At 66.3% G+C, this 13,501-nt stretch carries 14 protein-coding genes; 5 read left to right on the top strand and 9 right to left on the bottom strand.

Annotated features, from left to right (window positions below; all coding sequences use genetic code 11):
* Positions 1–9: 9 nt before the first annotated feature.
* From kstR2 to AC5Y5Z_RS13850, 3 genes are all read left to right on the top strand, one after another.
* Positions 10–612: a TetR family transcriptional regulator KstR2 gene (gene kstR2 / locus AC5Y5Z_RS13840; protein WP_463828605.1), complete on the top strand. Its 603-nt coding sequence runs from the start codon at positions 10–12 to the stop codon at positions 610–612.
* A 1-nt stretch (position 613) separates the two neighbouring features.
* Positions 614–1,774: a steroid 3-ketoacyl-CoA thiolase FadA6 gene (fadA6, locus tag AC5Y5Z_RS13845; RefSeq protein ID WP_463828606.1), complete on the top strand. Its 1,161-nt coding sequence runs from the start codon at positions 614–616 to the stop codon at positions 1,772–1,774.
* Positions 1,775–1,946: 172 nt separating this feature from the next.
* Positions 1,947–2,807, top strand: a complete 861-nt coding sequence (locus tag AC5Y5Z_RS13850; protein WP_473139818.1) for a type IV toxin-antitoxin system AbiEi family antitoxin — start codon at positions 1,947–1,949, stop codon at positions 2,805–2,807.
* Between the two features lie 130 nt (positions 2,808–2,937).
* On the opposite strand, the gene AC5Y5Z_RS13855 is transcribed toward AC5Y5Z_RS13850, so the two are convergent.
* The 5 genes from AC5Y5Z_RS13855 to echA20 are packed head-to-tail and all read right to left on the bottom strand — an operon-like array spanning position 2,938 to position 8,421.
* On the bottom strand, positions 2,938–4,944 hold the full coding sequence (locus AC5Y5Z_RS13855; RefSeq protein WP_499925615.1) for a fatty acid desaturase: 2,007 nt from the start codon (positions 4,942–4,944) through the stop codon (positions 2,938–2,940).
* A gap of 34 nt (positions 4,945–4,978) precedes the next feature.
* Positions 4,979–6,046, bottom strand: coding sequence for a (3aS,4S,5R,7aS)-5-hydroxy-7a-methyl-1-oxo-octahydro-1H-indene-4-carboxyl-CoA dehydrogenase (gene ipdC / locus AC5Y5Z_RS13860; protein WP_463828608.1), 1,068 nt, complete (start codon positions 6,044–6,046; stop codon positions 4,979–4,981).
* Positions 6,043–6,789, bottom strand: a complete 747-nt coding sequence (gene ipdB, locus AC5Y5Z_RS13865; RefSeq protein ID WP_499925617.1) for a cholesterol ring-cleaving hydrolase subunit IpdB — start codon at positions 6,787–6,789, stop codon at positions 6,043–6,045. Before ipdB ends, ipdC begins: the two co-directional genes overlap by 4 nt.
* Complete coding sequence (ipdA, locus tag AC5Y5Z_RS13870) at positions 6,786–7,667, bottom strand: cholesterol ring-cleaving hydrolase subunit IpdA (protein WP_473139815.1); 882 nt, start codon at positions 7,665–7,667, stop codon at positions 6,786–6,788. The genes ipdB and ipdA overlap by 4 nt, the downstream gene beginning before the upstream one ends.
* A complete protein-coding gene (gene echA20, locus AC5Y5Z_RS13875; protein ID WP_499925619.1) occupies positions 7,660–8,421 on the bottom strand; it encodes a (7aS)-7a-methyl-1,5-dioxo-2,3,5,6,7,7a-hexahydro-1H-indene-carboxyl-CoA hydrolase in 762 nt (253 codons plus the stop codon). Before echA20 ends, ipdA begins: the two co-directional genes overlap by 8 nt.
* Positions 8,422–8,487: 66 nt before the next feature.
* On the opposite strand from echA20, the gene AC5Y5Z_RS13880 reads away from it, so the two are divergent.
* On the top strand, positions 8,488–9,285 hold the full coding sequence (locus tag AC5Y5Z_RS13880; RefSeq protein ID WP_499925620.1) for an SDR family oxidoreductase: 798 nt from the start codon (positions 8,488–8,490) through the stop codon (positions 9,283–9,285).
* 16 nt (positions 9,286–9,301) lie between these two features.
* On the top strand, positions 9,302–10,222 hold the full coding sequence (locus AC5Y5Z_RS13885; protein WP_463828613.1) for an SDR family oxidoreductase: 921 nt from the start codon (positions 9,302–9,304) through the stop codon (positions 10,220–10,222).
* A 4-nt stretch (positions 10,223–10,226) separates the two neighbouring features.
* Here AC5Y5Z_RS13885 and AC5Y5Z_RS13890 read toward each other — a convergent pair whose 3' ends face one another.
* From AC5Y5Z_RS13890 to AC5Y5Z_RS13905, 4 genes are read right to left on the bottom strand one after another with little or no spacing between them, the layout of a single operon-like run.
* Entirely contained in the window at positions 10,227–11,453 is a 1,227-nt protein-coding gene (locus AC5Y5Z_RS13890; RefSeq protein WP_499925622.1) for a class I SAM-dependent methyltransferase, read from the bottom strand.
* A gap of 11 nt (positions 11,454–11,464) precedes the next feature.
* Entirely contained in the window at positions 11,465–11,920 is a 456-nt protein-coding gene (locus AC5Y5Z_RS13895; RefSeq protein ID WP_473139811.1) for a nitroreductase family deazaflavin-dependent oxidoreductase, read from the bottom strand.
* An 8-nt stretch (positions 11,921–11,928) separates the two neighbouring features.
* Complete coding sequence (locus AC5Y5Z_RS13900; protein ID WP_499925624.1) at positions 11,929–12,315, bottom strand: DUF8021 domain-containing protein; 387 nt, start codon at positions 12,313–12,315, stop codon at positions 11,929–11,931.
* 7 nt (positions 12,316–12,322) lie between these two features.
* Complete coding sequence (locus AC5Y5Z_RS13905) at positions 12,323–13,498, bottom strand: steroid 3-ketoacyl-CoA thiolase (RefSeq protein ID WP_463828617.1); 1,176 nt, start codon at positions 13,496–13,498, stop codon at positions 12,323–12,325.
* Positions 13,499–13,501 lie beyond the last annotated feature (3 nt).

A 13,501-nucleotide genomic window follows, 5' to 3' on the forward strand; every position in this document is an offset into this window, starting at 1 on the left:
GCTGACCCGGTGGAGCGCGTGGCCGGCCAGGCTAACAGCCGCCGCGACGAGTTGTTGGAACTCGCTGCGGTGATGTTCGCCGAGCGCGGGTTGCGTGCCACCACGGTGCGCGACATCGCCGACGGCGCGGGCATCCTGTCCGGCAGCCTGTATCACCACTTCGCCTCGAAAGAGGAAATGGTCGACGAACTGCTGCGCGGCTTCCTGGACTGGCTCTTTCTGCGTTACCGGGAAATCGTCGACAGCGAACCCAACCCGCTGGAGCGGCTCAAGGGCCTGTTCATGGCATCCTTCGAGGCGATCGAGCACCGCCACGCCCAGGTGGTCATCTACCAGGACGAAGCGCAACGGCTGTCGTCGCAGCCGCGGTTCTCCTACCTCGAGGACCGCAACAAACAGCAGCGCAAGATGTGGGTCGACGTGCTGCACCAGGGCATCGAGGAGGGTTACTTCCGGCCCGATCTCGACGTCGACCTGGTCTACCGCTTCATCCGCGACACGACCTGGGTGTCGGTGCGCTGGTACCAACCGGGCGGACCGCTCACCGCCCAGCAAGTCGGTCGGAAATACCTCGCCATTGTGCTGGGCGGGATCGCAAAAGAAGGAGTCTGAAATGCCGGAGGCCTATGTCATCGACGCTGTGCGTACCGCGGTTGGCAAGCGCGGGGGCGCATTGGCCGGGGTGCATCCCGTCGACCTGGGCGCGCTGGGCTGGCGCGGACTGTTCGACCGCAACGACGTCGACCCGGGCGCCGTCGACGACGTGATCGCCGGGTGCGTCGACGCCGTCGGCGGCCAGGCCGGCAACATCGCCCGGTTGTCGTGGTTGGCCGCGGGATATCCCGAAGAGGTGCCCGGCGTCACCGTCGACCGGCAGTGCGGCTCAAGTCAACAAGCTATTTCCTTTGGGGCACAAGCGATCCTGTCGGGTACCGCCGATCTGATCGTGGCCGGCGGCATGCAGAACATGAGTCAGATCCCGATCTCCTCGGCGATGACCGTCGGCGAGCAGTTCGGGTTCACCTCGCCGACCAACGAGTCCAAGCAGTGGCTGCACCGCTACGGCGACCAGGAGATCTCCCAATTCCGCGGCTCCGAACTGATCGCCGAGAAGTGGAACCTCTCGCGCGAGGAGATGGAGCAGTATTCGCTGGCCAGTCACGAGCGTGCCTTCGCGGCCATCCGCGGGGGTAACTTCGACAACGAAATCCTCACCGTGGAAACCGAATCCGGGTCGTTCCGGGTCGACGAAGGACCACGTGAGTCATCGCTGGAGAAGATGGCGGGGCTGAAGACATTGGTCGAGGGCGGCCGGCTGACGGCGGCGATGGCCAGTCAGATATCCGACGGCGCTTCGGCGGTGCTGCTGGCTTCCGAGCAGGCCGTCAAGGAGCACGGCCTGACCCCGCGTGCGCGCATCCACCACATCAGCACCCGCGGCGCCGACCCGGTGTTCATGCTCACCGGTCCCATCCCAGCCACCCGGTATGCGTTGGAGAAGACCGGGCTTTCCATTGACGACATCGACACGGTCGAGATCAACGAGGCGTTCGCGCCGGTGGTCATGGCGTGGCTCAAGGAGATCAAGGCGGACCCGGAGAAGGTCAACCCGTCCGGCGGCGCGATCGCGCTCGGGCATCCGCTAGGTGCCACCGGAGCCAAGCTGTTCACCACCATGCTGAATACGTTGGAGCGCACCGGCGGTCGGTACGGCCTGCAGACCATGTGCGAGGGCGGCGGCACCGCGAACGTCACCATCATCGAACGGCTGTAGTTTCGCGCGCCCGACCCGGTGGCCCTCCCGCGCGCCCTCCCGCGTGCCCGCCCTCCCGCGCGAGTGTGCGTCTGGCGACGCTCCACCTGGGTTTTGCGTCGCGAATCGCACTGTCAGCGGGGTTGGGGATGAGTGACTGGCCGCGACCGCAGGGCGGGCGCACGATCCGTCGATGGACTGGCCGTTTCGGGCCGCGGAAGCACTCGCCGCAGGCGCTATCCCGGAGCGCACCATGCGGGCGCTGTATGAACCGGTGTACCCAGGCGTCTACGCCCCCTCCGGTATCAGGCTCAGTGCGCGCCAGCGCGCGCGGGCGGCGTGGCTCTGGTCGCGTCGGCGCGGTGTACTGGCCGGCACGTCCGCATCGGCGCTGCACGGTGCGAAGTGGGTCGGCCCCGAGCTCGACGCAGAATTGGTGCACGACAACCGAAGACCGCCAAAGCGCATCATCGTCCACTCCGACGTCCTGGCGCCCCACGAAACGCTGCTGATTGGAGCGATGGCCGTGACCACCCCGGCACGCACCGCCTTCGACATCGGCCGACGAACACCGAACAGACTTCGGGCCATCGAGCGGATCGATGCTTTGGCGAATGCGACTGATCTGAAGATCACCGACATCGAGGCAGTTATCGCCGAGCATTCCGGCGCACGGGGACTGGCCAGACTTCGGCGGGTGTTGCCGCTCGTCGACAGTGGCGCCGAGTCGCCACCGGAAACGCGGACGCGGTTAGCGATGATCGATGCCGGGTTGCCGGCACCTCAGACGCAGATCGTGGTGCGGGACGAGTTCGGCGACTTCGTGGCCCGAATCGATATGGGCTACAAGGAGTTTCTTGTCGGAGTCGAATACGACGGGTCGCAACACTGGACCGACCCCGCGGTACGCGCGGCGGACGCCGATAAGCAGGTCGCGTTGGCAGATCTGGGGTGGACGATCATTCGGGTCCACAACGACCTACTGCGTTACCGAGAGGGCACGTTCATCTCGCGGGTGTTCGCCGCGATGCATGCCGCTGGTTGGCGGACCTGAATGCCGACTGTGAAATCGCCGACGCAAACCCCAGGTGAAGCGTCGCCGGATGCACACTCGCGCGGGGAGCGGGGAGCGGGGAGCGGGGAGCGGGGAGGGCGGGGAGCGCCGGGAGGGCGGGGAGCGCCGGTCAGGCGTCGAAGTCGACGGCGACGAACGGCGTGGTCGGGCGGGACTGACAGGTGAGCACATATCCTGCATCGAGTTCGGCGCGGCCCAGCGCAAAGTTGTGATCCATCTCCACGTCGCCCTCGACCAGCTTGGCCCGGCACGTCCCACAAGCGCCGCCCATGCAGGCGTACGGCGCGTCGTCACGCACCTGCAACGCACCTTCGAGCACCGAGTCGCCCGGGGTCAGGTCGCAGGTGTACTGCGTGCCGGACAACGTGAACGTCACCGTCGCAGTCTCGTAGCGGCCGCCGGCGACAGTGGACGTCTCGAAGCCGTGGAAGAGCTCGAGGTGGATCCGTTCGGTGTCCACGCCATGCTCGACCAGCAGCTCGTGCACTGTCGTCGTCATTTCCATTGGGCCGCAGATGAACCACTCGTCCACGCTGTCGGGGGGCAACGAACTCGTCAGCCAGTTGCCGAGCTTGGCACGATCGATACGGCCACGGAGCTCGGGAGTGTGCATCGACTCGCCGGACAGCACATGCAGGATCTCCAGACGATCGGCATAGCGCGATTCCAACCGGTCGAGCTCGGCCCGGAACATCGTCGACTCCTTGGTGCGGTTGCCGTAGATTAAGGTGAACCGGCTTTCGGTCTCGATCTCCAACGTGGTTGCCAGAATCGACAACACCGGGGTGATGCCGCTGCCGGCCACCAGTCCCACGTAGTGCTTCCGGTGCAGCGGATGCAGCGGGGCGCCGAACCGCCCGGACGGCGTCATCAGCTCCAGCACATCGCCGGCCTGCAACTGCTCGGCGACATATGTCGAAAAAACTCCGCCGGCAATGTGTTTCACCGCGATGCGTAACTGGGCCCGGGTGGCGGGCGCACAGATCGAGTAGTTGCGACGCGCACCCTCCCGGACAACCGTCACATGCTGGCCCGGTTCGAACCGGAACGCATCCTGCAACGGCTCGGGCACCGCGAAGGTCACCAGCGTGCTGTCGGCGGTGATCGGGTCGACCGACGCCACCGGGATCCGGTGCAGCATCGCGTGCGGCGAGTTGGACCTGGTCGGCATCCGCACTGGCAGCACCGCGGCCAGCCTGCCGTTGAGCTCCTTCCACTCCCGGAACTCGTCGGGATTGAGCTGCTGCCCGAAGACCGTGTTGATCGCGGGGTTGCGCTCCAGGTACACCTCCTCGTTGCGCTTCCAGGTGCGGATGTAACGGTAGAACGGCACTGACGGGTGCAGGTGGTGCACCAGGTGGTAGTTCTGCGACAGCAGCAACGGTGTGAAAAGCCATTCTGCGCCAACGCGATTGCGGGTGGCCCGGTATCGATTGGTGCGCTGGGTGTCCGCCAGCCCGTGATGCGGCAACCAGTCGAACCACCAGGCCAGGACGGTCAAGCCGATCCGTTGGGGGATGAGGAACACCACCGCCAGCGTCCAGAAGTTTCCGGTGGCGATGGCCGCGACCACCCCGGCGATGCTCAGCGCCAACATCAGCAGCGTCTCGGCCACCTCACCGACCGGCCGGCTGCGGACGCGCGGCAGGTAGTAGCGGATGTAGAAGTATTCCACCAGCGACCACCGCAACGGCAGCTGCCACCACTTCCCGTGTGAGGCAAAGGTATCCGGGTCCTGGTCGTCATCGTTGGAGTGCCGGTGATGCTGAATGTGGATATAGCCGAACGACGGGAAGGCCACCACCGGACCGACGAACGTCCAGGCCAGCCGACCCATCAGGGCGTTGACCCAGCGGACCGAACTGATCGAGTAGTGCGACGCGTCGTGGACCACGGTGAACATCACGAACGTCACCGCGGCGTTGACCGGAACCGTCACCCACCACGGCGACCATCCGTTGACATAGCCGAGCGTCGCTGTGACGAAGCCGGTCAAAGATGCGAGGAAGATGCCGATCGTCGGCAGCGCGAGCTTGGGTACCGCTTCACCCGGATCGGGCAGCGCGTGGTGCGCAGCGGACTCTGGAGCCGCTTGGTCCATCTCGACGGTCGCCATAAATGCGAAAGCGTAACCCACTTGACACGGGCGGCTACTGCACGAAGTTGGCGGCCTTGTGTAAATGCTCGATCGCCTGCGCCACGATGGACTCGATCAACTCCGCGCAGGACGGCAGGTCGTCCAGAATTCCGGCTACCTGGCCCGACGCCAGCACACCCGCTTCGGTGTTGCCCTCGACCAAACCGGCCTTCAGCAGCATCGGCGTGTTGGCCGCCATCACCACCTGCGACCAGCTCAGTTCCTTGCCGTGCCGCATGGCCAGACCATCCTGGATCATCGAGCGCCACGACATCTGTGACATCTTCTTGAACTTGGCCGCGTTGCCCACGGCTGCGGTGAAACCCCTTGCCCGAGAGCCGCCTTCGAGTTTCTCCACCAGACCGGTGCGCAGCACCCGGTGCGGCATGCCGTCGACACGGGTGGTGACCACGGTGCCGTCCAGCGCGGCGTCCAGGTATCGCTGCTTGACGGCGTCGGGCACGGTGGAATCGGAGGTGAGCAGGAACCGGGTGCCCATGGCCACCCCGGCCGCGCCGTAGGAAAGTGCGGCGGCGAGTCCCCGTCCGTCGAAGAAACCACCCGCGGCGATCACCGGAATCCCGCTGCCCTCGACGGCGTCGAGCACTGAGGGCAGCAACAGCGTGGTTGCGACGGGACCGGTGTGTCCGCCGCCCTCGCCGCCCTGCACGATCATTGCGTCCGCACCCCAGCCGGCCACCTTGCGGGCATGTTTGGCGGCGCCGATCGACGGAATGACCACGGCACCGGCCTCTTTGAGCCGCGCAATCAGTTCCGGCTTGGGCGCCAGCGCAAACGACGCCACCTTGACGCCCTCACGGATCATCAACTCGACGCGGTCGCCGGCGTCGGCGGCGTCGGCCCGGATGTTGACGCCGAACGGCTTGTCGGTGGCGGCCTTGACTTTGCCGATCGCTGTTGCCAGTTCGTCCAGCGTCATAGTGGCCGACGCCAGGATCCCGAGGCCGCCGGCGTTGGCCGTCGCCGACACCAACCGGGCACCGGCCACCCAGCCCATCCCGGTCTGTACCACCGGATGCTCGATGCCGACCAGCTCGGTCAGCGGGGTACGCAGCTTCACTGGCGGATCTCTCTGTCGCGCAGCGCTTTCGGATCGATAACGTCCCGAATGAGGCGCAGTTCGTCCTCCGTCGGCTCCCTGGATTCGCCGGCCTCGTCGAGGCCGTGCACCTCGAACGAGGTCGCCTCGCGAACCTCGTCGGGCCCGACGCCGGGGTGCAGGCTCAACGCCCGCATGGTCCGGTCCGGACCGCCGAAGTCGAAGACGCCGAGATTGGAGATCACCCGGTAGACGTTGACGAACCGGAACGCCGGGTTGTCCGCGTCCACCTTGTCGTAGCCGATGCCGGACACCACGTCGACGGTTTCGGTGAAGACGCGCTTGGAGTGGTTGCCGACCCAGTAACTGGTCGCGTGGTTGATGGTGTTGCCCGGCGAGCCGCGCACCCCGAACATCTGCCGGGTCGGCTGTTGCAGGGGCCCGAACGCCGAAATGTTCTGATTGCCGTAGCGGTCAACCTGATTGGCGCCCATGACGACGTGCCGCCGGCCCCACGCCAGCGTCTCGAACACCCGGCCGAACGGCATCCAGCCCTCGATGGCTCCGGTCTTGCCCAGCGCTGGGGTGTCGGCCAGCAGTTGGGCCTCCCCGTCGGTCAGCAGGATGTCCGGCGAGAAGGTGAGTCGCGCCAACCGTGCACCCACCGACGCCATATTCGTCATCGGGCTGATCATGATTTCGCCGGCGTCTCTGAACAATTCAGCGCAGGCGATCGCGCAGACTTCGGCTCTGGTCGCGCTCATTTCGAAGCCTCCTCACCGAACTTGCGCACCGCCGCCTGGTAGTCGTCCTCGCTGCCGGACAGATAGGTCGCCTTGAACTGCTGCCAGCCCTCGTCGGTCGAGGCGGCCTCGGCATAGTGTCGCTGGAATTTCTCGTCCCGTCCGTAATCCGGTGCGGCGGTGGTGAAGTGGGCGCCGCCGGGAGCCTCCACCACACCGTCGACCATCATCCGGTTGATCAACAGCGCTTGCGGGGGAACCGATTTGACCAGCTCCTCGGTGGGCACCACGCGTTCTACGGACAGGAACCGCCGGTCGGCGGCCATCAGGAACAGGTCGTCGAAGTAGGGGTCGATGCCGGTGTAGGCCGCGTTGCCTTGGGCGTCGCCGAGGTTGAGGTGGGCAAAGGCCGCGTCCAGGCGCAGAGCCGGCATCGCGATCAACTTCTCGTAACCGCCGTCGGTCGGGTACGGCGAGGTGACGGTCTGCAGTTCGCCCGCCCAGAAGTCCGGCACCGAGCTGCCCAGCCCCGCGCGGATCGGCAGGAACGGCAAGCGTTGTGCCGCCGCCTGCAGCCCGCAGCGCAGCATGCCTTCGTCCATCTCCCGGGCCTCGATGGCGCCGGTCGTGCGTGCCTTGGCGAACCAGGGATCGTAGAAGGGCGGCGAGTCCAGTGAGACGAACCCGTAGTAGACCCGCTTCACCTTGCCGGCCGAGCACAGCAGACCCAGATCTGGCCCGCCGTAGGTGACGACGGTGAGGTCGGTGACGTCGGTGCGCAGCAGGGCGCGGACGAACGCCATCGGCTTGCGTCGGGAACCCCAGCCGGCGATGCCGATGGTCATGCCGCTCTCGATCTGGGCGACGGCGTCGTCCAGGGTGGTCCGCTTGTCACTCATCTTTCTTGCCCTTCGCCGTGCCGGCGAACGCGTCGCGGTGCTCGTCGGCCACGCCGGCGAGGTTGAGCTCGAAGGTGAACCCCTGCTCCATGCGATAACTCGCGTTGACCCGTTGCACGTCGATGAGATTCAGCGCCTCTTTGGCGGCGCGGATCACCCGGGTGTCCTTGGCGGCGATGTCGCGGGCCACCTTCAGCGCGGCCTCGTCCAACTCGCCCCGCGGCACCACCTCGTGCACCGAACCGAAGTGGTGCAGGGTGGCTGCGTCGACAGTGGCGGCGGTGAAGAACAGCCGCCGCATCATGTGTTGGGGCACCAGCCGGGACAGGTGGGTGGCCGCGCCGAGTGCACCGCGCTCCACTTCCGGGAGTCCGAACACCGCGTCGTCGGAGGCGACGATGACATCGGAGTTGCCGACCAGGCCGATGCCGCCCCCGACGCAGAAACCGTTGACCGCCGCGATCACCGGCACCGCGCACTCGTAGACCGCGCGGAACGCGTGGAAGCAGCCGCGGTTGGCGTCGATGAGCGCGGTGAAGCCTTCGGTGCGCTGCATTTCCTTGATGTCCACGCCGGCATTGAAGCCGCGGCCTTCGGCCCGCAGGATCACCGCGTGGTTTTCCGGGTCCCGGCCCGCGGCGGTGATGGCGTCGCCGAGTTCGAACCATCCTTGGGACGGAATGGCGTTGACCGGCGGGTAGTCGACGGTGACCGCGACTATTCCGGGTTCGAGGGTGGTGGAGGTGATCGTCATGGCACTTCCTGCTGGGTCCGCTGGGGTCAACTACCTAAGCAAGCACTTGCTTGGTACGCTAGCACAGTGACCAATCCGCAAGCAGCCCCCCCGAATGCGAGTGGGATCAACCTCGGTCTGACGGGGCGAGTGGTCCTGGTGACCGGCGGGGTGCGCGGCGTCGGGGCCGGTATCAGCTCGGTTTTCGCCGGGCAGGGCGCGACGGTGGTGACCTGTGCCCGTCGTCCGGTCGAGGGGTTTCCGCACGAGTTTCACAGCTGCGACATCCGTGACGAAGCGGCCGTCCAGGCGCTGATCGAGACGATCGTGCAACAACACGGCCGCCTCGATGTGGTGGTCAACAATGCCGGCGGTTCGCCGTACGTGCTGACCGCGGAATCCAGCCCGAAGTTCAACCGCAAGATCATCGAGCTCAATCTGATTGGCGGACTGCTGGTTTCGCAGTACGCCAACGACAAGATGCAGGCACAGCCCAGCGGCGGGTCGATCGTCAACATCGGCAGCCTCAGCGGGCGGCGGCCCAGTCCGGGCACCGCGGCCTACGGCGCGGCCAAGGCCGGCCTGGAGAGTCTGACCGAGACGCTGGCCGTGGAGTGGGGGCCGAAGGTCCGGGTGAACGCGTGTGTGGTCGGCATGGTCGAGACCGAGCAGGCCGACCTGTTCTACGGCGACGCCGAGTCGATCGCCGCGATCTCCAAGAATGTGCCGCTGGGCCGGCTGGCCCGCCCCGACGACATCGGTTGGGCCGCAGCATTTTTGGCCTCCGACGCAGCGTCCTACATCAGCGGTGCCACGCTCGAGGTACACGGTGGCGGCGAACCACCGCACTATCTAGCCACAACGAACGCAAGCGCGGTCAAGTAGAGGACAGGGGAAACTCATGGGAGTGGTTGACGGCCGGGTTGTCATCGTCACCGGAGCGGGCCGCGGTATCGGCCGCGCGCATGCCTTGGCGTTCGCCGCCGAGGGCGCGCGCGTCGTGGTCAACGACATCGGCGTCGGGCTGGACGGGTCCGCCGGCGAGAGCCCCGCGCAGCAGGTGGTCGACGAGATCAAGGCCGCCGGCGGCGAGGCTGTGGTCAACAGTGACGACGTCGCCGACTGGACGGGTGCCCAGAACCTGATCGACACCGCCGTCGATACCTTCGGCGGCCTGGATGTGCTGGTCAACAACGCCGGGTTCATTCGTGACCGAATGTTGGCCAATACCAGTGAATCCGAGTGGGATGCGGTGATCCGCGTCCACCTGAAGGGACACTTCGCGACGCTGCGGCACGCCGCGGGCTACTGGCGCCGGCAGATCAAGGGCGGCACCGTCGGTCCCGACGACCTCAACGCTCGCATCATCAACACCAGCTCGGGGGCCGGCCTGCAGGGCAGTGTCGGGCAGGGCAACTACTCGGCGGCCAAGGCCGGCATCGCGGCGCTGACCCTGGTCGGTGCCGCTGAACTGGGACGCTATGGCATCACCGTCAACGCGATCGCGCCGGCCGCCCGCACCCGGATGACCGAGGCGGTGTTCGCCGAGACCATGGCCGCACCCGAAGACGGCGGGTTCGACGCGATGGCGCCGGAAAACGTCTCCCCACTTGTGGTTTGGCTGGGCAGCGTGGAGTCCCGGGACGTCACCGGCAAGGTGTTCGAGGTCGAGGCCGGCCTGATCCGGGTCGCCGAAGGCTGGGCGCACGGACCGCAGATCGACAAGGGAGCCAAGTGGGACCCGGCCGAACTGGGGCCGGTCGTCACCGACCTGCTGGCCAAGTCGCGGCCGCCGGTTCCAGTGTACGGGGCGGGTTCCTGACCCCCTAGCGGCGCACCGCTTCCAGACTCATCTCGATGAAGTCCAGTCGCCACAGCGACTGAAACAGCCCGCGGCCGAAGTTCTCATACAGCCCGAGCTTGAACGGGTCCGTTTCGTTGTGCGCGACCGCGGCCGCGATTTCGCGGATGGTGCGCTGACCGTTGATGTACTGGACGTAGGGCAGTTCGGTGGCGTTGAGGGTCATGTCCCAGTGCGGTCGGTGGATGACAGCCCCGGACAGGTTGCAGCTCAGGCGCATTCGCGGAACGAAGTCCAGCGCCTCGGCCGCACTGAAGTCGATGGTGTAGCTGGCCTTGGGCCGGTCGCGGTGCGTCGCGATGAAGAAGTGGCAGGCGTTGGCCGTGCGCAGCCGCTCCATCACCGACCACATCTGCCGCTGCGGCAGTGCGCTGATGATCTCGTAGAACTCGGTAGCCGGGTTGGCCAGGCTGTTGACATCGTGCGGGTAGTACGGCGCGTTGTGGAACCAGCGCTGGAACTCCAGGCCAGCCGAGGTGAGCAGGTCCAGACAGTCCCCCGTGGTGAAACTCCGGTCGCGGCCGTGCAGGCAGGTATCGACCAGTCCCGCCTCGTAATACAGGTCCGGGGCCGTATCGCGGTAGACCAGGAAGGGGTGGTTGGGATCGAGCATCGCGATGGTCTCGTTCACCTTTCGGATGCCTTCGTCGTCCTGTTGCAGCCCGAGATCGCGAAAGACCGACTGCACCAGCTCCACTCCGATGCGGCCGTACCTGGCGTAGAGCATCAGTCCGACGGCGCCGTCCGGGCGCAGGCAATCGGCCAGCGCCTTCATACCCAGGTCGGGATCCGCCAGGTGGTGCAGCACCCCGGTTGACATGATCAGGTCGAAATCCCGGCCCAGCGTCGAGACCTCTTCGATCGCGAGGCGGTGCAACTCCAGATTGGACAACCCGTGCCGGTCCTTGAGGTACTGCTCGTGGTCCAGCGACCGCTGGCTGACGTCGATCCCTATCACGCGGGAGGCGCGGTTGTTATAGGCGACGATGGCCGCCTGATTGCTGCCGCAGCCCGCGATCAGGATGTCCATGTCCGGCTTGTAGTCCCGGTCGGGCCAGAACTGGATGGACGCGTGACTGGGGTCGAACCACTGCCACCCGTCCTGCAACCACACCTCGAGATCTTGTATCGGCTCGGGATACGTCCACTTCTCGTACTGGTTGGCGACGACGTCGTTCAGCCGGTCAGTCATGCCAAGAGATGTTAGGGGTCGCAGATGATGATCGGTATTTTGCGGTCTGTCCAGGACTGGTAGTCGTCGAACGACGGATACATCGCGACCAGCTGCGGCCAGTACCGCTCGCGCTCGTCGTCAGTGGCGTCGCGGGCGGTCAGTTCCAGCGTTTCCTTCTTGATCTGCACCTTCACCTCCGGGTTGGCCTTGAGGTTCAGGTACCACATCGGGTGCTTGTCGGAGCCGCCGCGGGAGGCCACCAGGATGACCCGGTCGCCGTCGCGCAGGAAAAGCAGTGGGCTGACCCGGGGTTCACCGGTCTTGCGACCGGTGGTGGTCAGCAGTGCCACCGGGCTGTTGCCGAAGGTGCCGCCCAGACCGTCGCCGCCATTGCGGCGGTACATCCACGTATTGAGCTTGGCCATCCACTTCATGAAGAAATCGGTGAACGGCGAATTCAGGTACCGCGGTTGGGCTTTCGGCATTTTGGTTCCTAGCGCTGGATGAACGGCACGAACCGTGCCCGGATGTGCTGGATCTCGGCCTTGCCGCTGGGACTTTCGGCCGGGATCACGAAGGTCTCGGTGACCCGTCCGACGACCCGGCGGCCGGCGAACGCCACCTTGGTCAGCACGTCGTACTCCGCGTGCACGTCGTCGCCCTCGATGCGGTATTGCGGGGGTGTTGCGTCGGCGATGATCCAGTACTGCGGGTTGCGACTCAGGCTGCGCCGCAGGTGATTTCCGGAGAAACCGTTCTTCACACCCAACTCGATGCGAGTGCAACCGGCGGCGAACGGCACCGCGTCCGCGTCGTGGCTCACCAGTGCGTCGATATAGCTCTGCGCGGCCGCGATGCGGTGCTCGTCGGAAACCGGCACGGCCCGATCAGATGCGCTCGATGATGGTCCCGGTCGACAGCGCGCCGCCCGCGCACATCGTGATCAGCGCGGTGCTCTTGTCGGTGCGTTCCAACTCGTGCAGCGCGGTGGTGATCAGCCGGCTGCCGGTGCTGCCCACCGGGTGACCCAGCGCGATCGCGCCGCCGTTGACGTTGACCCGGTCCATGTCGGGCTCGTGCACCCGCGCCCAGGACAGCACCACGGATGCGAACGCCTCGTTGATCTCGACGATGTCGATGTCACCGATCTTCATGCCGGCCTTTTCCAGCACCTTGGCCGTTGACTGCACCGGACCGTCGAGGTGGTAGTAGGGTTCGGCGCCGACGAGTGCCTGGCTGACGATTCGCGCGCGAGGCTTGAGTCCGAGCGACTTGGCTTTGTCTTCGTCCATCCACAGCACCGCCGCGGCACCGTCGGAGATCTGTGACGATGTGCCTGCGGTGTGAATTCCGCCGTCCAGCACGGGCTTCAGCGCGCTCAGCCCCGACAGCGAGGTCTCCCGCAGGCCCTGGTCGCGGTTGATCGTGACGCGTTCGTCGGTCGGTTGCTTGTTCTCGTCGAGCGCGGGGGCTTCGATCGGCGAGATTTCGCGGTCGAAGCGGCCCTCCGCCCACGCCTGCTTGGCCTTCGCTTGCGACTGGTAGCCGAATTCGTCGATTTCGTCGCGGGTGATGCCGCGCCGCTTGGCGATTCGCTCGGCGGCGGTGAACTGGTCCGGCAGGTCGATGTCCCACGAGGCGGGCCGCAGGATGCTGCGGTCGGGGCCGGCGTTGGCGCCGAGGCCCACCCGGCTCATCGCCTCGATCCCGCAGGCGATACCGATGTCGATGGCGCCGGCGGCGATCAGGCCGGCGACCAGACCGTTGGCCTGCTGGCCGCTGCCGCACTGGCAGTCCACGGTCACCGCACCCACGTGGTCCGGCAACCCGGCGACGAGCCAGCTGACCCGGGTGATGTTGTTGGACTGCTCGCCGAACTGTGTCACGCAGCCGCCGATGATCTGCTCGACCTCGCCGGCTTGAAATTCAGACGAGATTCCGGCCTTGTCGACCAGCGCCTTCTGCGTAGCTCCGAGCAGTTCGGTGGCGTGCAGTCCAGAGAGCCAACCGTTGCGCTTGCCGATCGGGCTGCGGGTGGCTTCGACGATTACCGGGTTACCCATGCA

Source organism: Mycobacterium sp. NGS29 (assembly GCF_059812965.1).